This is a genomic window from Paenibacillus silagei, from assembly GCF_017874735.1.
Lineage (GTDB): Bacteria > Bacillota > Bacilli > Paenibacillales > Paenibacillaceae > Paenibacillus_AQ > Paenibacillus_AQ silagei.
The window spans coordinates 12,877-31,655 of sequence record NZ_JAGGLV010000017.1; the positions used below are offsets into that span (position 1 = coordinate 12,877).

16 protein-coding genes, 1 tRNA gene and 1 other annotated feature are annotated in these 18,779 nt (G+C 55.3%); of the genes, 9 read left to right on the plus strand and 8 right to left on the minus strand.

Annotated features, from left to right (window positions below; all coding sequences use genetic code 11):
- Window positions 1-710: 710 nt before the first annotated feature.
- The 3 genes from J2Z70_RS22290 to J2Z70_RS22300 form a co-directional block, all read right to left on the minus strand.
- A complete protein-coding gene (locus J2Z70_RS22290; RefSeq protein WP_209877024.1) occupies window positions 711-2,711 on the minus strand; it encodes an arginine--tRNA ligase in 2,001 nt (666 codons plus the stop codon).
- 53 nt (window positions 2,712-2,764) lie between these two features.
- Window positions 2,765-2,987: a binding site (T-box leader), on the minus strand.
- A gap of 80 nt (window positions 2,988-3,067) precedes the next feature.
- A complete protein-coding gene (locus J2Z70_RS22295) occupies window positions 3,068-3,208 on the minus strand; it encodes a hypothetical protein (RefSeq protein ID WP_209877049.1) in 141 nt (46 codons plus the stop codon).
- A gap of 12 nt (window positions 3,209-3,220) precedes the next feature.
- Entirely contained in the window at window positions 3,221-3,526 is a 306-nt protein-coding gene (locus J2Z70_RS22300; protein ID WP_209876861.1) for a hypothetical protein, read from the minus strand.
- A gap of 192 nt (window positions 3,527-3,718) precedes the next feature.
- Here J2Z70_RS22300 and J2Z70_RS22305 point away from each other — a divergent pair, with 192 nt between their 5' ends.
- Window positions 3,719-4,078: a hypothetical protein gene (locus J2Z70_RS22305; protein WP_209876863.1), complete on the plus strand. Its 360-nt coding sequence runs from the start codon at window positions 3,719-3,721 to the stop codon at window positions 4,076-4,078.
- Between the two features lie 127 nt (window positions 4,079-4,205).
- On the opposite strand, the gene J2Z70_RS22310 is transcribed toward J2Z70_RS22305, so the two are convergent.
- The 4 genes from J2Z70_RS22310 to J2Z70_RS22325 form a co-directional block, all read right to left on the minus strand.
- Window positions 4,206-7,550, minus strand: a complete 3,345-nt coding sequence (locus J2Z70_RS22310) for a DEAD/DEAH box helicase (RefSeq protein WP_209876865.1) — start codon at window positions 7,548-7,550, stop codon at window positions 4,206-4,208.
- A gap of 65 nt (window positions 7,551-7,615) precedes the next feature.
- Entirely contained in the window at window positions 7,616-8,302 is a 687-nt protein-coding gene (locus J2Z70_RS22315) for a TetR/AcrR family transcriptional regulator (protein WP_209876867.1), read from the minus strand.
- Between the two features lie 57 nt (window positions 8,303-8,359).
- Window positions 8,360-9,397 (minus strand): ABC transporter permease, encoded by a 1,038-nt coding sequence (locus tag J2Z70_RS22320; RefSeq protein ID WP_209876869.1) that lies wholly within the window; start codon window positions 9,395-9,397, stop codon window positions 8,360-8,362.
- Window positions 9,394-10,125, minus strand: a complete 732-nt coding sequence (locus J2Z70_RS22325) for an ABC transporter ATP-binding protein (RefSeq protein WP_036726041.1) — start codon at window positions 10,123-10,125, stop codon at window positions 9,394-9,396. Before J2Z70_RS22325 ends, J2Z70_RS22320 begins: the two co-directional genes overlap by 4 nt.
- Window positions 10,126-10,309: 184 nt before the next feature.
- Between J2Z70_RS22325 and J2Z70_RS22330 the strand changes: the two genes are divergently transcribed.
- The 8 genes from J2Z70_RS22330 to J2Z70_RS33400 all read left to right on the plus strand — a co-directional run bounded on the left by J2Z70_RS22330 (window position 10,310) and on the right by J2Z70_RS33400 (window position 17,719).
- Window positions 10,310-10,753 carry a hypothetical protein gene (locus J2Z70_RS22330; RefSeq protein ID WP_209876871.1) on the plus strand — a complete coding sequence of 148 codons (444 nt, stop codon included), beginning with the start codon at window positions 10,310-10,312 and terminating at the stop codon, window positions 10,751-10,753.
- Between the two features lie 171 nt (window positions 10,754-10,924).
- Window positions 10,925-12,358, plus strand: a complete 1,434-nt coding sequence (locus J2Z70_RS22335) for a stalk domain-containing protein (protein ID WP_209876873.1) — start codon at window positions 10,925-10,927, stop codon at window positions 12,356-12,358.
- A 44-nt stretch (window positions 12,359-12,402) separates the two neighbouring features.
- The gene (locus J2Z70_RS22340) at window positions 12,403-13,266 is read left to right on the plus strand and encodes a phosphate ABC transporter substrate-binding protein (RefSeq protein ID WP_036726036.1); all 864 of its coding nucleotides are present in this window, start codon (window positions 12,403-12,405) and stop codon (window positions 13,264-13,266) included.
- A gap of 90 nt (window positions 13,267-13,356) precedes the next feature.
- Window positions 13,357-14,301, plus strand: coding sequence for a phosphate ABC transporter permease subunit PstC (gene pstC / locus J2Z70_RS22345; protein WP_209876875.1), 945 nt, complete (start codon window positions 13,357-13,359; stop codon window positions 14,299-14,301).
- The gene (gene pstA, locus J2Z70_RS22350) at window positions 14,301-15,182 is read left to right on the plus strand and encodes a phosphate ABC transporter permease PstA (RefSeq protein WP_076086486.1); all 882 of its coding nucleotides are present in this window, start codon (window positions 14,301-14,303) and stop codon (window positions 15,180-15,182) included. Before pstC ends, pstA begins: the two co-directional genes overlap by 1 nt.
- Window positions 15,183-15,423: 241 nt before the next feature.
- On the plus strand, window positions 15,424-16,230 hold the full coding sequence (locus tag J2Z70_RS22355) for an RQC-minor-1 family DNA-binding protein (RefSeq protein ID WP_209876877.1): 807 nt from the start codon (window positions 15,424-15,426) through the stop codon (window positions 16,228-16,230).
- Window positions 16,223-16,468, plus strand: coding sequence for a hypothetical protein (locus J2Z70_RS22360; RefSeq protein ID WP_209876879.1), 246 nt, complete (start codon window positions 16,223-16,225; stop codon window positions 16,466-16,468). The genes J2Z70_RS22355 and J2Z70_RS22360 overlap by 8 nt, the downstream gene beginning before the upstream one ends.
- An 18-nt stretch (window positions 16,469-16,486) precedes the next feature.
- Window positions 16,487-17,719, plus strand: coding sequence for an SEC-C metal-binding domain-containing protein (locus J2Z70_RS33400; RefSeq protein ID WP_245368448.1), 1,233 nt, complete (start codon window positions 16,487-16,489; stop codon window positions 17,717-17,719).
- An 835-nt stretch (window positions 17,720-18,554) separates the two neighbouring features.
- On the opposite strand, the gene J2Z70_RS22370 is transcribed toward J2Z70_RS33400, so the two are convergent.
- A tRNA-Arg gene (locus J2Z70_RS22370) sits at window positions 18,555-18,628 on the minus strand.
- Between the last annotated feature and the right edge of the window lie 151 nt (window positions 18,629-18,779).

Sequence of the window (18,779 nt, forward strand, 5' to 3'; positions counted from 1 at the left end):
TTTTATGTATTCCCCTTAGCGGTGAAAATCCGGACACAAAGGCGACCGCTATCGCTTTTACACAATCGTTCCGTCCGCTCCACTGTTTAAGCGGGGTGCAAAATACATAACAATCCAAAAAAGCTCAAAAACCATCCATTCCCAAGGAGCGATCTTAATACGCTCAATTTAGAACGGACCAATTGACTCTAAATTTACTGAATGCGGCCCAAATGAGCGAATGAGGTACATAAGTGCTCCTGAATTCACCAATAGTGAGGAAAATGAGCAAATGAGGGGCATTAGTGCCCCAGAATGTGCAGGAAGTCGGCGTCGAGCGGAAATGAGGGGCACAAGTGCCCCAGAATGTGCCGGAAGTCAGCGTCGAGCGGGAAATGAGGGGCATTAGTGCCCCAGAATGTGCAGGAAGTCAGCGTCGAACGGAAATGAGGGGCATTAGTGCCCCAGAATGTGCAGGAAGTCGGCGTTGAGCGGAAATGAGGGGCATTAGTGCCCCAGAATGTGCCGGAAGTCAGCGTCGAGCGGAAATGAGGGGCATTAATGCCCCTAGTGTATAAGTACACTTGAATTCTCTTGAATTCAGAGGATGCCCCCAGGAGTGGGCGGATGGAGAAGGGAGAGTAGCTGTGCAAGCTGCACGGACCCGCATAGGTTCTGCTCATTCATCCGCTAGAGTAATTGGTTCTTAAGAGGATGAAGACTCAATGTGTCTACATCCGCTCCGGCTTAGGCAGACCGAGTACGTCGAGCGCTTCGCCCAGCGTATCGGTGAAGCTCCGGGTCAGCCACAGGCGGAAGGTGATGTTGGCTTCCCCGCCTTTGAGAATTGGACAAGCGGAGTAGAAGTTACTGAACAACGACGCCAGGGAATAGGCATAGTTACAGATCGTATTCGGCGTAAGCTCCCGGCTTGCTGTGTAGAGTGTGTCTTGCCACATGCTGAGCTGTCTCAGCAGGGCAAGCTCAGCCGCTTCGAGCTGCGCCGGGAACAGCGGTACCCCGCCCACGCCGTACTCGCCCACACCGTACTCGCCAACGCCAGACTCGCCCACGCCGTACTCGCCAACGCCAGACTCGCCCACATTGAACTCGCCCACACCGGACTCGCTAACACCGGACTCGCTGACACCGCTCCCGCCACCTGCCGCAGCGGCCTTACTAAGCACGCGTTGCGCCCTGGCATAGGCGTACATCAGGTAGACGCCGGTGTTGCCGGAGATTTCCATTGCCTGCTTGAAGTCGAACACAATCTCGGTGCCCAGATTGAAGCGCAGCAGGTAGTAACGGATGGCAGCGGTGGCGATGAGCCGGCTGGACAAGCCGTTTTTGTCCGAACGGGTGGATTCAATCATGTCTTCCATGAGCCGGACCAGCTCCGTTACCTTAATGCCGATTCCCTGGCGCCCGGACATGGCGTAGGAGCTTTTGCCGCTGGAGGTATCAATGCCCAGCCCGGCCGCAGAAGCGGGACTCAGCGAGACCACCCCATAGCTGACATGATGCAGCGCGTCTGCCTGCGCACTGAATCCCAATGCCTTGAGCGCCTGCTTGACCATCTGCTGCGGATATTCCTGCCGGTAATCAATGACGTTCACGACCTGGTCCGCCCGTCCAAAAGGCAGAGCCTGTCCGCTCAAGCCGGTCGTCCACAGTCCGCTCTGAAATTCGCTGTAGCTAAAGTCCTTCTCCAGCAGTCCGAACTTCCACAGATGATAGGCGATGTCCTTGGCGGTATAGGTCAGAATTCCGTTCGAGCGAACCAGCACCTTATCCTTCTGATGCTCCTCCAGCGTGTCTGGTGTAGCGTCTTCAGCGGGTTGCTTCAGAATCCAGCAGCCTGCCAGCTTGCCTTCCGTCTCCTGCACGAAGATCTCCGTCTGCGGCAGCAGCTCGAACGCCGAAGCCCAGAAGCCCTCCTTCAGAATGCTGCTCTCCCACACCAGCAGATCGTAGTCAATACCGAACCCCCGCATCTCCTCCACATGCTCTTTCAAGATCTGCCCGGCGACGAGGTTGCCAATCCAGGCGGTGTTGCCGTGGCCTTCCTCCAGCGCATGAAGAATTTCGGTCCGCTTCTGCACCATCTTCGGCTGCTGAGCGTACGTTTTGTTAATCTCGGCATAGATGTCCCAGCAGTAATCTCCGAACCGCATATGCTCTCCCGCCAGCGGAACACTCAGCAGACCGGCTACGGTGTCTGCCAGCTGATTGCCGAGATCATCCACGTAGTTGTGCACCTCAACGGTATGGCCGGTCGCCCGCAGTACTCTCACCAGTGCGTCCCCGATACAAGAGTTTCTCAGGTGGCCTATATGCATACTTTTATTCGGATTGACCGAGGTATGCTCTACAATCACTTTCGACCCTCCTGCATGCTGGGGCAGCGTGAAACTCCCCTTCGACCGTGCCCAGGCCTGCCAATCCAGATACATATTAATAAACCCCGGTCCGGCGACCTCGGTTCTCAGCACCAGTCCGTGAACAGAGCCCGAAGCTTCAAGCTCGGCAACGATCAGCCCGGCGATAGCCAGGGGAGCTTTGCGCAGGGGGCGGGCGAGCTGCATGGCGATATTGCTGGAATAATCCCCGTGGTCGGCACTCGCCGGCTGCTCCAGGGCAACATGTACTTCAGCGATGACGGGCACGCCCAGGGTTAGCGCGATTTTGTGAACAGACTGCTTCAAGCTCTCTTGGATTAGCTCACTTAGCATTGGCATGAATAACAACCTCCTGAATAATATAACGACAAAAAAGCCTTCATCTCCTAAGAGACGAGGCTTGTGCGCTCGCGGTACCACTCTCGTTGCTAAACCTCACAGTTCAGCCACCTTACAGGTTAACGGTCCTCAGCCGGGGCTTCCTACTCTCAGGGTTCAGAAGTCCATCTCACGGGTGCGCTTCATGGTTCTAATCTGTACCGGCTTCCACTAACCCGGCTCGCTGGGGACTAGATATAAGACCATTACTCTCCCGGTCATCGATTGAATATGGATTTGTATCAGTATAGCGAAATTCTGAAAGAAAGCAAGAGCAGATTACCGTGCAGCAGGAGTCCTCCGGTTAAGAATTACTCGTCATTGGGCGCTCCTGTCAGATTCTTGATGTCCGTTGATCCATAAATCAGCAGCACTATTACAATGACCAGCAGGAGTCCGCCGGCAAATCCTTCTCCGTCAAAACTGTCCATAGCCCCGTCCCTCACTTTCACTTGCGAATGTGTTCAGGTGTTTTCGGCTTTCTTTTTCAAAGCGGTCATGATCTCGTTCAGCGTAAGGCTGCTGTTGTCATCGAGGAAGCTGACCAGCTTATCGACATTGTCATTGCTCAAATCACTTAAGGTTTTATATTTGCCCACCAGACTGACGAACATGGATGCGTCCGTGTACATCTGGATGGAGTCTACTTTCAGCTTGCCGGTCAACAGAAGTGCAGCTACAGCAAATTCAAGCCCCTTAGGTGTCTGGGTTTTGGAGCTGGACGGTGTTTTTTTGGCGGCGGGCTTCTTTCCTTTTCCAGGAGGGGGCATGGGACTCCCTTCTTCCGTTCGGCGTTCGTATGCAGAAAGCGCGGCCCATGGGCGGTCTTTCCTTATTCAAGAATATGCGTGCCTGCGGTCATTGGTGAATAGGCTCAGGCCTGTGTCCACACCGTTACAGGAAAGTCCGAATATGAATATATCGTACTTTGACACTAGAACTTCAAGGGAGGACGAGACAGGATGGCGATTTTGTCAACAGGACCGATAGAGAACAATGCCGTTTCGGGAGTCAGACCTACGCAGACGGTGACGGTAAGAATAGTGAAGCGGAATGCCCCAGGCAGCGCCTCTATTAGTATTCAGGGATATGTGCTGGGCGCTACCAGAACGCTGTATGTCAGTGAGGTGATTGAGGTTGCTCCGAATCAAGTGGTAACCCGGGATTATTTTGCCGATCTGAATGCTTATGAATTTGTGTTCATCACTGGAGAAGTAGACGAAGATGAGCTCGGAATATCCGTGTGGGGCAAGACATCAACCGGCCAGCTGGTGAATGCACACCGTGTAGTGACGCATGAGAAATTAAGCTCAGACGTATAGAGGGTTAGGGTATTATTCTGGACTTGCCAGTTGTAAAATGAAACAGGGACCTTTCAGAGCTACTCGCTCAGAAGGTCCCTGTTTATATTGCGAATAGAGCAGAACGGGCTACAACAGGTTGTTCAACTCAGATCGAGAGGATTTCACGTATATCATGCTCGCTCAGGCTCGACAACGCCTCCTGCCCCGGCTGGATCACCTCGTCAATCAGGTTTTTCTTTTTCTGCTGCAGCTCGTACATTTTATCCTCCACCGTACCCTGGGCTACCAGGCGGATGACCTGGACGATCTTTTTCTGCCCGATCCGGTGGGCGCGGTCGGCGGCCTGCTGTTCGACCGCAGGGTTCCACCACAGGTCATAGAGAATGACCGTATCGGCGCCGGTCAGGTTGAGGCCGGTACCGCCCGCCTTCAGCGAGATCAGGAACAGGTCGCGCTCGCCTTCATTGAAGCGGCTGCACAGCTCAACCCGCTGGGAGGCCGGGGTCTGTCCGTCGAGATAGAAATGCGTAATCCCCAGCAGCGCCATTTCACGACTGATCATGCCGAGCATTTGCGTGAACTGCGAGAAGATCAGCATCCGCTTGCCGGAGCTGCGGCATTCGTCGATAATCTCCAGCAGCTGCTCGAATTTGCCGGAGCCTCCGGTATATCCGTCCACGAACAGGGCCGGATGGCAGCACAGCTGGCGCAGCCGGGTCAGTCCGGCCAGCACCTTGAGCCGGCCGTTCCCGAAGCTGTCGCTGTCCAGATGCTTAAGCGCTTCTTTGCGCAATCTGGCCAGGTAGGCGACATAGAGCCGTTTCTGCTCCGGCAGCAGCTCGGAGGCCTGGAGGGACTCGATTTTGTCCGGCAGCTCCTTCAGCACATCGCTCTTCAGGCGGCGCAGCAGGAAGGGGCGGGCGCGCCTGGCGACCGTCTCCCGGGGAAGGTCATGGAACGCCTTCTTTCCGGGGAACAGTCCAGGGAAAACGACACTGAAGATCGACCACAGGTCCTCCAGTGCATTCTCCACAGGCGTACCGGTCAGCGCAAAGCGGTAGCGGGCCTGAAGCAATCTGACCGCTTGCGAAGTCTGAGTCTCGTGATTCTTAATCATCTGCGCTTCATCCAGAATGAGCGTATGGAACGACTGCTTGGCATACTCATCCACATCTCTGCGCAGCAGCGGGTACGAGGTGATGATGACATCATGCCCGGCCGTGTTCCGCACGGTCCGGCTGCGCTCACTAGAGTTGCCGTCAGCAATGACTGCCTTAATCTCCGGGGCGAAGCGCTTCAGCTCATTGAGCCAGTTATAGACCAGGGAAGCAGGGGCAACCACCAGCGCAGGTACGCCGCTCTTCCGGATGTCCTCCAGCTCAGAGAGGAGGAAGGTGATGCTCTGCAATGTTTTGCCAAGGCCCATATCGTCCGCCAGAATCCCGCCGAAGCGGTAATGGGCCAGCGTCCTCATCCACTGGAAGCCGTACTGCTGGTAATCCCGCAGCACGGGAGCCAGACTCTCCGGCACTGGGAAGTCCAGATTCTCGGGACTCGCCATATTAGCAAGCAGCCGCCTGAAGGAGCGTCCGGTCTCGATAGTCTGCCCCTGGAAGGTGCCTGCATGGAGATGGAGGGCGCGGACCAGCGGCAGGGAGAACTCCGTACTTCGGATATCCACGCTGCGCACGCCCAGCTCGTTCATCAGCGCGATAATTTCCTGGAACTCAGCGGTATCCAGCGGGAGCAGGGCTCCGTCCTTGAGCCGGTGATATTTACGCTTTTCCTGGAGGGATTTCAGCACTTCGGTAATGTCATTCTCCGTGATGCCCTCCATGGCGAACTTGAAGTCCAGCCAGTCGGTCTTCTCGTTCCAGCTCAGGCTGACCTTGGGCGCTGCATGCTCCGTAAGCACTCGATCCTTGACTGCAGTGGTCGCATAGACCTGAAGCAGCGGCTCCAGCAGCGGGATGGTATGGTGCAGGAAGTCGAATTCCCCGTCCTCGTCACGCATGATATATCCGCTCTCCGTCCGCGAGAAGGACTCATGGGCCATCAGGTCCAGAATCCGCCGCTCCGCTTCCCCGTCCCGCATCAGAATGACCTCGCTGCTCCGCTCATGCGCCTTCTCCTCCAGCGGATTGATGACAATTCCGCCGTACTGGAATTCCAGCGCGGCCAGCAGCCGGTCCCTTACCCGGTCCAGGTAGAGTCTGGCGTGTAGCCGGGTCTGGACGATCCGGTCCGCGATGGCGTCGGCAATGCTTACTCTGCCCAGCTTCTTCAGGCCGGGTATGACCCTGTCCATGAAGGGCTCCATCTGCTCAGGCGCAATCGCCAGGCTATCCCGCCGGCTGCTGCTGAGCATCCGCTTCAGCTCTGCGAGACGCCCGCATTCCTGCGCCGGGAGCTTCAGTAGCCTGCCTTCGGTCAAGACCAGCCCGTAGCTCTCCAGAATCGTAAGCTGCTCAAGCCCCCGGACATCCAGCCGGTAGCCCTCCTCCTGTGCCTGGTCGAATTGGAAGCTAAGCGGCAGCGGCTCCTCCGAGACCGACAAGCGGTCAAGTTGAAGCTGTCCATGCTGAAGGCGTACGGCAGGCGCGGCTTCTAGCAGGGGGTACAGACTCTTCCAGAAAAAAGGGGCCACCGGCAGCAGCCGGTCATTTCCCGGATGGCTGGAGCCGGCAGCATACGGATTGTTGAGGCTGTTGTAGACCTTCTCATTCTGCATGATCTCAATCAGCTTCAGCAGGACCTCATTATCTTCCTTGGAGAAGCTGTGCAGGGCGGGATCATAGCTGAAGTGTGCTGTGAACTCAAAAGGCTCGCCCCGGCGAACCTGCTCCAGAAAAGGTCTGATCTTCTGCGCGATATAGAGGCGCTTGGGGCCCAGCTTCACTTCGATTCCAAGCATCGTGCTGCTGTAGCCGATGTTGAAGGGCCGGCAGATGAACTCGACCTGGAGCGGAGTCCGCAGGTCGATATACGTGCCGGCACCGCTTGGCAGCTGCCGCCCTCCGGTGAATATTCCGAGCATGCTGCTCACCAGCTGCCGGTCTGCGCTTCGCTCCTTGTGCTCTGCCCCGGAGAGGGGGGAGCTGCCTTGCACGAGCGGCAGACTGCCGTCCCTTGCGGGATAAGTCTCCTCTGCATCTGCCAGCATATCTGCAGACTGTTCAGCTCCGGCCGCCCGGCTGCGGTAGAGGACCGTCACCAGCACCGCCGCAATATGCTTGCAGAAGGGGCCGCCGTGATAGTAAGCCGGGCAGGTGCATTCCCCCTGCACATCCCCGTCACTGTCGATAATCAGCGCGATCTCATGGCTCTCCAGCCCATGGACCTCAGCGCGGTATTTGGAATATTCGTCTTCCTCGTTATGCTCCGTATAGACAAGATCCACCTTATGGGCATGATAATAAGCCGCTCCCTGGTCAAAAGCAGCATTGCCGCACAGCAGCTTGATTACCCGTTCCGGCACCTGATAACCCACGTATACTCACTTCCTTTTATTGCTTCTATCTAAGCCACCCCCACGGGGGATATCGTACTTAAAGATTATCCATTCCCGCCGATCCCGTGCAGAATGAAGCTTATCGTCTGTTCAATCTCTGCCTCATCATTCCAGTCCTGCTCCGGCATCAGCACCAGCCGGGTCAGCAGGTATCCGGCAATCGCGGAGATGGTAAAGCGGATAATCGCAGGAGTGGGCGCATCAATCACTTCACCTTCCGCTTTGAAGTGCTCGGTAATTGCAGTGACACGCGCCAGAACCTGCTCGAAGATATTCTCGGTCAGCTGCTCCTTCAGCGCAGGCTGGAAGGGGATCTCCTGAATGAGAATTTTGACGATCTTGAGATTTCTGCGGACGAACTCCAGCCGGTTCACCATGAAGGCCTTAAGGAAGGCTTCGTAGCTCTCGAACGGCACATCCAGCACACCGCTGAAGTTGCGCAGCACGAACGGGGCGATCATCCGGCTCATGGTGGGCACAACGATGGCGAGCAGCAGATCTTTTTTGGTCCGGTAATAACGGAAGATCGTGCCTTCGGCCACGCCGGCCTTCTGGGCAATCTCACTAGTGGCGGCCGCCGAGAATCCCTTCTCTGCAAAAACATCAATCGCCGCCCGCAGAATGGACAGCTGCTTGGGCGTGACCTGTTCCTTCTCGCTGAGGTCCAGCAGCTCCTGGACCCACTGGTCTTGCTCCAGCTGCCCCTGACCGGCAGCAGGGTTATTCTCCATCAATAGAACCTCCAGACTCTTGCAGTTCCTCCTAGTGTACCATAGCCTGTTCACCCTTTACATTCTGCGGTGCTTGCGCAGAGCCAGTACATTCAGCAGCATGAATAGGAGGGAGAAGCCGATCAGCATGAACACATCCCCGGCGATATCACTCCAGCCTCTGCCGCGTACCATGATATCCATCAGTGCCTCTGAGCCGTAGTACATGGGAGTGACGAGTCCAATGCGCTGGAGCCAGAGCGGCAGGGTATCCAGCGGGAATAATCCGCTCAGGAAGATCTGCGGCACAATGACCAGGGGGATAAACTGGATCATCTGCAGCTCATTGGCGGCGAATGCCGAGAGCAGGGTGCCGAGCGTCAGCGCCGACATCGACAGCAGCAGCGTCATCAGCAGCACGTAGCCGAAGCTGCCCGTCATCATAATCCCCAGCACCTGGATGGAGAACCAGGAGATCAGCAGGGCCTGGAAGACGGTGAAGATGCCGAAGCCGCACACATATCCGGTGACGATCTCCCAGCGCTTCAGCGGGGTGGAGAGCAGACGCTCCAGTGTGCCCGTGGTCCGTTCGCGCAGGAAGGAGACACCGGCAATCAGGAAGACAAAGAAGAACACGAACACCCCGATCATAATCGGGCCGAAGCGGTCGATCGTCTTCATATCCTCCGCGCCGTAGAGATAGCTGATCTGCGGCTGGAGCTGCCCGCCGCCCGGAGCTTGCGGCCGGAGGCTCTGCGCAGCTTCCTGGAGCGCCATGATCACAGTGCGGTTAGCCGCCGGATTGCTGCCCTCAAGGACAATAGCAGGAGCGTCTCCCTTCATTGTAAGGAGAGCATCGATGGCTCCCGCCTTCAGGGCGGCCTGCCCGGATGCTTCATCAGCATAGCTGGTAACCTCAGCCTGCTCGGCTTCCAGCGCTGAACTGAACACTGCCGCGCCGCCGGAGACGCCGATCCTAGGCTCATAAGCATCGCTGCCGAACACCAGGCTCATCAGACTAAGCACCAGCAGGGGAGCGATGAACATCAGCGCCATGGTTCTCCGGTCATGGATGAACTGCTGCAGAATTCTCAGGGTAATCGCCCGGATTCTCATCGGCGTACACCTCCATAGCAGAGGAAGGCTTCCTCAATGCTGGCGGTGCCGGTGGCCTGAAGCAGTCCGGCCGGGGTATCAGCCGCCAGCAGCACGCCGTCCCGGATCATCGCCAGCCGGTCACATTTCTCCGCCTCATCCATCACATGTGTGGTCAGCACAATCGTCGTTCCCTTGCGGTTCAGCGCCTTCAGCTCCTTCCAGATAGACTGGCGCAGCACCGGATCGATGCCGACCGTCGGTTCATCCAGCAGCAGCAGCGGCGGCTCGTGCAGCAGGGCAATCGCCAGGGACAGCCGGCGCTTCATGCCGCCGGAATATTGGTCCACCCGCTTCCGCAGATGCTCCTGCAGGTTCACCAGCTCCATCACATCCCCGATCCGCCGTGTGCGGTTGCCGCCCTTCAAGCCATACAGAGCAGCGAAGAACTCCAGATTCTCCTTGGCGCTAAGCTCCGTATACAAGGCATCCGACTGGGCCATATATCCGATCTGCTGGAGCATGGCAAGCTTCGGCATCCGCACCCCCAGCACGGTGACCTCACCGGAGGTTACCTCGTCTATGCCCGTAAGCAGCTTGACCAGCGTGGTTTTGCCGGAGCCGGATGGCCCCAGAATTCCGAAGGTCTCTGCCTGATTCACCTGAAGCGTAATATCCTTCAACACTGTTTTATCACCAAAAGCCCGGTTCACATGAGTAACCGCAATGACAGGCTTTCCCTCATCCATACCAATCTCCTCCATTCGCCATAATAATGAGTGAGCGCTCACTCATTATACTAATGATTCCCTGCTTAAAAGTAAATAAAATGGTAAGGATTATCCGTTACTCCTGCTCTTGATCCGGGTAATAAAAGGGACATCCTATGGTTACCGGCATCCTGAAACCCAATTCACTAAAGGCGGTGGAATTATGGCAGGACATAAGCTGCTCCTTCCTCTGGCAGCTCTGCTGGCTGCGGCTGGACTTAGCGGCTGCGGCGATGCGGACAAGTCCGGCAGTGGCGGACGGTTTCATACCTTGGCAGACGAGAAGACGGAGGCAAGGCAATATTTGCCGGAGGATCTGCCGATTCCCGAAGGGGCAGGCATTACTTTTACCCAAGGTGAACAGTCAGAGGGGAAGAAATCCTCCATGCTGGTCTATCAGACGAAGGAGAGTATGGCCGCTCTTGGAACTACATATCAGAAGTATGTAAGAGAGAAGGAGCTGGAACTCGGTACAGAGATTGTCGACAGCCATAACCTGCTGATTAACGGCAAAGTGAACGGCTCTTATTCGTATTCTATTATTGGCAGTCCCTCGGAATCAGAGCGCGGCGGGAACGAGATTATCGTGACGTGGATTATGAATTAACACAGGATTTACAATAGGCCGGTCCGGGAGGGTTCCCGGGCGGGTCTTCTTTGGTTTGGGCTTGTAATTATTTTTACAGTTAATATTTCCATAACATTCCTGCGCAACAGAATTGACACTCGTAGACGAAAATAACATTAGCAGTTACCTATAGGAAAAGGGTGAATCTAATTGAAGAATAGTAAATGGATCGGCGCGGCTCTGGCTTCTGCACTTCTCGTAACAGGGGGAGCTGTTAGTGTTCTGGCCACAAGCAGCCAAGTAAGTGCCGCAGCTGTGAACACAGCAGCCGTAGAGGGCAGCATGTCCTGGAGCATCAACGGTACGCCGGTTACACTCAGCACAATTAACAGCGGCGGATACAAGCTCTATTCATTGAGCCAGGTAGCCGCAGAGCTGGGAGCAGGACTTGTGCACGGCAGCAGCGGAATCCAGCTGAATGACAGCAAAGGTCTACATAGTGTGCAGCTCCAGCCTGGCGTGAAAAGCTATCAGGTGGATGGCGAAGCCCTGGAATTCACAGTGGCCCCGGTTGTACGTAACGGAAAAACGTATGTAGAGCTGACGAAGCTGGTTACGGCGCTTGGCGGTGAGCTTGCGGCCGATGCCCACACGATTCTGAGCTTTGCCCGGCCCGCCGGTTCATTTGATACCCTTCACTGGAGCGCTGACGGCAGCCTGATTGCGAATAGAAGCGACGCTGAATCCACCCTGCTCTATAAATTCACCCAGACTCCAGGCAACTATGATCTGTTCTCTTCCAGCGAAGGCGCGGTGGATTTCGCAGTCTCCGCCGACCAGCAGTGGGGCGCATTCAGCGATGAGACCGGCCAGCTGAAGCTGATCAACCTGTCCACCGGCTTAATCAGTCCGCTCGGCAAGGACACCAGCGTGAAGACAGATATCGTGTGGTCCAGTGACGGCAAGACGCTCTATTTCGTCCAGGGCGACAAGCAGGAGAAGCTGGCACAGATTTCAGTAGAGACCGGAGAGATCAAGGCTCTGCTTGAAGATAAAGTGGAGAACAAATCGGAGCTTCGCATATCGGCAGACGGCAAAAGTGCAGTATACATCGTCAACATCACCGGTACCGCGAAGAATGATGCCGACAGCACAGAAGATTCACTTACCGTAGACTTCAGCAAGGCTGGAGAACAGCTCTATAAGCTGGATCTTACGACCAAAGGTGCTAAGCCGGCAGCCTTGACTACTACGCCTGACAACAAGCTGTATCCTGAGATTCTGGCGAACGGCAGCGTGTCCTACCTGAGTGCGGATGCGGACGGCAATGCCGCTAACACGCTGAAGCTGATCACAGCAGACGGTAAAAGCACAGATGTCGCCCTCGGTGCAGAAGCGAACTGGTCCATAGGGGTTAGCACGGGCCTCGTTGTCTCCGGGACTACAGCGGACGGCAACACGGTAATTTACTCTATTGCAGGCAGTGCAGCTCCGGTTGAACTGTACCGGACAGCTGAAGATGTATCGGAAGTGGCGGTATCGGCAGACGGCAGCAAGCTGGCTATTATCAGCGACGGCAAGGTACTGGTCATTCAGAACGGCAAAGCGCTGCAATTGTCAGTCTCACCGGAAGCTGCTAATTAATTACAACATTTATCGGCGCACACCGCCGGGAGGAGAATTCAGACATGAAGATGTTCAAAAAATTCACAGTTACAGCACTTACCGCGGTGATCGCGGTTACCGCATCCTTTGCAGGGGCAGCCGCAGCAGCGGACAGCCTCAAGGGTAAAATCACCGTTAACGGTTCTACGGCCCTGCTTCCACTGACGCTGCAGGCCGCTAAGGAATTCCAGAAGCTTCACCCTAAAGTGAAGATCGCCGCTTCCGGTAAGGGCTCCGTGACTGGACCGCAGGCCGTGAAGAAGGGGATTGCCGATATCGGAGCCTGCGACTGGGATGCCAGCATTGATGTTCCGGGCTTCAAGGCTTTTGACGGACAGGTAGCGAATAAGGTCGCGGTGATTCCTTTTGCAACCATCGTTAATAAGAATGTCGGAGTCGACAACCTGACTACAGAGCAGCTCAAAGGCATCTACGCCGGTAAAATCACCAACTGGAAAGAGGTCGGCGGATCGGACGCGAATATCGTAGTGATCACCCGTGCCTTCGGCTCCGGGACCCGCGTTAACTATCAGGCCAAGGCGCTGGGCGGCGGAGATATCGTGAAGAAAGAGAAGAACTACAAGGAAACCGGCTCCAGCGGCGACATGAAAACTGCTGTAGGTACAACGCCTAACGCTATCGGCTACATCGACCTTGTCTATGTAACGGGCGGCGATATCAAGGCTGTGAAGTTCAACGGTGTGGAAGCTAACACGGATAACGTAATCAACGGCTCGTACAAGATCTGGGCTTACGGCTACTACATGACGAAGGGCCAGCCGACCGGCGCGACCAAAGAATTTATCGAATATGTACAGAGCAAGAAGTTCCAGCAGGGCTCGCTTAAGAAGCTTAAGTTCATTCCAATCTCTGCGATGCAATCCTAAGATTCTTGAACCAAGCAAGCACAATAGATGGATAGGTAACAGCGGCCAGCTCCGGGATATACGGGGTTGGCCTCTTACAGGAGGGAAAGTATGGGGGCACCGGTTCATGGCCTGACAGCAAAGACACAGACAAGCCTAGAGGAAGTTAAACGTAACACCAAGCGGCACCGCAGACATCTGCTGGGCAACAGCATCTCCCGTTATTATTTTTTATTCAGCATCCTTGCGCTCTGTCTTGTGCTGGGACTAGTTATTGTATTCATCGGCAAAACGGCGCTGCTGCTCTTCACCCGCATCTCCCCGCAGGACTTCTTCTTCTCGTTCAACTGGACGCCGGAAGAGGAGGCCTTCGGCGCCGCCGCCTTCATCGTAAATACATTGTCGCTTACCGCGCTGACCCTGGTCATTGCCGTGCCCATCTCGGTCGGGATGGCTGTGCTCTGTGCGGAGATTGCCCCGAATTGGCTGAAGAGCTTCATCCGTCCGGTGCTTGATCTGCTGGTCGGTATTCCTTCTATTGTATACGGCTATCTGGGCTTGACCGTGCTGCTGCCCTTCCTGCGCAGAGTCAGCGGAGAAGGTCTCGGGGACGGACTGCTTGCCGCCGCACTCGTGCTGGCATTGATGGTGCTGCCGACCATCTGCCGGATCAGCGATGATGCGATTGTGGCGGTTCCGCGCAAATACCGTGACGCTGCCTATGCGCTCGGATCGACCCGGCTTCAGGTCATTATGCGCATCGTTCTGCCCGCAGCCAGCCGGGGCATAATCTCGGCGGTCATTCTTGGCATGACCCGTGCAGTGGGGGAGACCATGGCGGTGGTGATGGTCATCGGCAATACGCCGCAGCTGGCAAAAAGCCTGTTCGCACCCACCTCGGTGCTGACCAGTAATATCGTGATGCAGATCTCCAACGTGGAGTTCGACTCCACCTGGAACTACTCCCTGCATATGATGGCTTTCCTGCTGCTGCTGATCTCGTTTGTACTGATTCTGATTATCCGGCTCCTGGGCCGCAAACGGAGGGACGCCTGATGAACGGATTCACGCGCACACGCCATACAGCCAGAGCCCAGCGGCGCAATAAACTGGCGACCATCGGCTTCTATACGCTGGGCGTACTGGTCATGCTGCTGATCTTCTGGCTGCTGTTCACCATTCTAAGCAAAGGCTTGCCTTCGCTCAGACTGGACTTCCTGCTCAAGCAGCCGGAGGAGATCGATCCCGGCGGCGGGATTGGTCCCGTCCTGTTCAACTCCTTCTATATCCTGTTCATCTCGCTCCTGATCTCCGTTCCGATCGGGATCGGGGCAGGGATCTATATGGCGGAGTACGCGCCGGATAATGCCTTTACGGGTGCGCTGCGCATCTGCGTGGAATCCCTGTCCTCGGTGCCGTCCATCGTGTTCGGCCTCCTGGGCCTGGCGATCTTCGCCGAGTACTTCGGTGTTGGCTTAACGATCCTCGGTGGGGGAGTCAGCCTGGCGCTGCTGAATCTGCCGATGCTGGCCCGCGTCACAGAGGAAGCGGTGCGCGCGGTTCCCGGCGAGATCCGAGAAGCCGGCTACGCCCTCGGCATGACGAAGTTCCATGTCATCCGCAAGGTGGTTGTGCCAGTAGCCCTTCCGGCCATCGTCACAGGCGTCTGCCTGGTGGCCGGCCGCGCCTTCGGGGAGTCGGCGGTCATTATCCTGACCGCCGGGCTCAGCACCTCCGGCGAGATGTGGGACTTCAACCTCTTCTCACCGGGCGAGACGCTGGCTGTGCATCTGTGGTACGTGCAGTCTGAGGCCATCGTCGAGGATGCGCGGCAAATCGCGGACAAGTCTGCCGCCGTGCTGGTCTTTGTCGTGCTGCTGATCAACTTTATGTTCCGCTTCCCGCTGTGGCTGGGCAACCGCCGCCGGGGGCGTTGAGAGGGATGCAAGCGGGAGAATAGAGCTATATCCTGGAAGAACAGGCTGCTCTGCTATGGAAGTTTCATGGCGGGCAGCCTGTTTGCTGTGAAGGGGTTGGAGCTTCTGAGTGCTCCGGGAAGCGCTGAAACTCACCTCTAAATTTCCTGTTTCCCGGCCCTGATATGGTATAATTCGACTATAAAATACGTGCAGGCTGGACTAGCCTGTGCCCATGATAAGGACAAGGAGGCAGAACGCTGTGAGTACGCAGAAGAAGAGTCGCCGTAAGCCGAACCGGAAGCAGACGACCGAGTATCCCTTGAATACACCACTGCCGAGGCCGGAGCTGCTAGCCATTCTGCAGGCAGCCGATGAGATTATCGCCGCCGGGGGGCGTACGCTTTTAGCCAAGATCCTGAAGGGCTCGAAGGAGAAGAAGCTGCTTGAACTCGGCCTGGATCACACTCCTGCCTATGGCTTCTTCCGCGAACTGACGATGGAGCAGATCATGGAGAAGGTGGACGTCCTCATTGAGGCCGGTTACCTGAAGACCGAGTTGTCCGGGAAGCTTCCCATGATCGAGTTCACCGTCTACGGCTGGACCGTCCGGCGGGAGAGGGCGACGGAGGAGCTGCTGCGGGAGTGGGAGAACTGGCTGGACCAAGGGATCACGCCGGTCAGTATGGAGTATCTGAAGGACCGGAACCGGGGGATGATTCTGATGTTCCTGTTCAAAATCCTGTGTTCCGGTGACCGGAAATACATCCCTTTTTTACAGCAATGGCAGCCCATAGAGTTCAGGAAGGTACAGGCTGAGATCAGGCAGGTAATAGCAGACCTGAATGAGCGCGAACGGCTGGTGGAGATGGAGTGGCATGAGCTGCTGCGGGAACGTGCGCAATCACTGATTGTACGTTCGCGCGATCCAGTGCTGCTGCAGTGTGCGGAATGCGGCTATCCGTATGTATTCGATCACCTTGATTTTAGCTGCTACCGGGCAGATGGCATTTACTTTCCGGAGAAGTGTCCCGATTGCCGGCATCAGGAGGAGTCCTTGCATGAATAGGCTTGAACTGCGAACGAAGGTACGCCATGTGGTCAATGAAATCGTTTCGGAGAAGGGTTTCGTAAGTCCCCTGGATGTATTCTTGAGGATCGGGAAAATCACTCCTAAGCTCGTAGAAGAGTGGCGCTTCGGAAGAGTGCCATATTTGGAACGTGTGCTTCAGGGCAATCTGTCTCAATTCAGCTTTATCATGTCGCTGCTTCGCGAGAACGCGCGGGAGCTTCATTTGAAAACATAATAAGAGGGGGACCTGCTAATGTTCAATACCGAACAAGTAAAAAGCTTTATTCTCCATCCGGAGCCGGCTGTGAGCAATACTGCTTTGAGGTATTTTGCCGACAGTTTCTTGTATGAGCACGATACTACGCTGATGCCGCTTGTGTTACAAAAGCTGAAGCAATGCAAGGATACCGAAGAGGTTCACCTGTTTCATGCCTATAAGTTCCCGCAGACCGAGGAAACGATCCGTGAGCTGCTGGCTTGGTACCAATCTCCTTCCACCCACTATAATACAAGATTTCTGGTGCTGGGAATTTTGAGGAATTGTGATCTTCGGCTATTGGACCCGTTCATGGAGTCTGTCCAGGAAATTCCGGAATGGAAAATTAAGGTTGATCAGAAGATTCGCCTCTCAAAGATGACAGACCAGGAGCTGTTGGACGAATTCAGCTTATTTCTGGAGCAGTGTTTAGGGAAATACTGGGATGAGTTCGATAATGTGTATGGAGATGAGCTAGTGAATGAGCTGGCGCTTAGACAGTGTCTGGACGCTGATACTGTGCTGGAAAAGCTGCGCGATAACGACCCGGATTCTCCGAGCTACGAAGTCCACTATCTAATCCAACTGGCAGGTCAGATGAAGCTGGAGACGGCTATCCCTGTGCTGTGCAGTTTTTTGGGTACAAATGATGATTTGCTTCCTACCACTTCCGTTGACGCGCTGGCTCAAATAGGCACAGCCGGGGTGATCAAGACGTTAACCGAGCAATATGTCTCTGCTTCACAGGAATTCTTCCGGATATTTGCCGCCGATGTATTCGGAAGAATTAAGCTGCCGGAATCCGAGGAGGCGCTGCTCGCCTTATTGCCGGAAGAACGTGATATTACCAATGCGACTAAACTGGCTGATGATCTTTGCCAATTGGGATCGGTAAAAGGACTTCCGCTAGTTGAGGCGATGGTGGAGGGAGGCTATGACGAGGGGTACTTGAATCTCACAGAGTCCATCTATGCTTACTGTGTAATTTCTGATACGGCTCACCCGTCACTGCCGCAGTGGAAGAAGAAGCTTGATGCGGAAGAGGCGCGGATGGCCAAGCGCAGGAAAGAAGTAGACCGGATGTCTAGAGTCAAAGCCCCTATAGGGACTTATAACAGAATTAACGGAACTGACAAAACTTATATAAGCCCGGCAAAAGTAGGCCGTAACGACCCCTGCCCCTGCGGAAGCGGGAAGAAGTTCAAGAAATGCTGTGGTGCTAACGCTTAATGGGTGGGACTAGAGCCGGTTCATGTTGAACAAATAGAACGTAGCCACCAGCAGATGTACACGGACTGAGGGTACGCTATTCGCCGAAAAAACCAACTTTTCTGTCTTAAACTGACTCAGAGGACGTTAAACTGAGCATTCGAGCAGAAAAAGCGGAGAAAAGGGTTACTTAACGGCCTCTGAGTCCGCATAGCCCTGCGGACAGGCGTGATCCGCCGGAATAAGGGAGCTCCAGTCCGCAAAGTTCATGCATGGTTCTCATTCCTCCACTACTAAAGAGTGAGGGCGGGTCTGTGAAGTTCATTTCCCGCTCAAACAGCGGAGAGGACGGAACGATTGTGGAAAAGCGATAGCGTTCGCCTTGGTTTCCGGATTTTCACCGCTTAGGGGAATGAAAAAAATCTGGAAAACACAGCGATTGTAACAACGGTCCGTTCGCGCAGCGTTCACCCAAGTGCTCACCCTGATCCTACTCAAAAAAAGGGGGGGTTCTCATCCCTCCGGACGACAAAACAGCCCTCCCGAAGGAAGGCTGTTTCTATGACGTCCCGGAAGGGATACAGCCCATTCGGGCTGATTGCGAAGTAGTGCTAACGAAGCGTATGCTCCAACGTCCCCTCGCTGACGCGCTGGGTTCTCATCCCCCCCGGACGACAAAACAGCCCTCCCGAAGGAAGGCTGTTTCTATGACGTCCCGGAAGGGATACAGCCAAAATTCGGCTGATTGCGAAGTAGTGCTAACGAAGCGTATGCTCCAACGTCCCCGGCTGGCGCCTTGGGTTCTCATCCTCCCGGACGACAAAACAGCCTTCCCGAAGGAAGGCTGTTTCTATGACGTCCCGGAAGGGATTCGAACCCCCGACCGTGCGCTTAGAAGGCGCATGCTCTATCCAACTGAGCTACCGGGACATGAAGACTGACTGAAAAGCAAGCAAAAATTATGTTATCATACATAGTTAACTTTTTCAACTTGTTTTTTTGAAACCGGGCAGGGATATGCTATAATCTACAATTGATTAAGGTTCAGAAGCGATTACAGTTCGGAGAAAAGGAGGTGCCC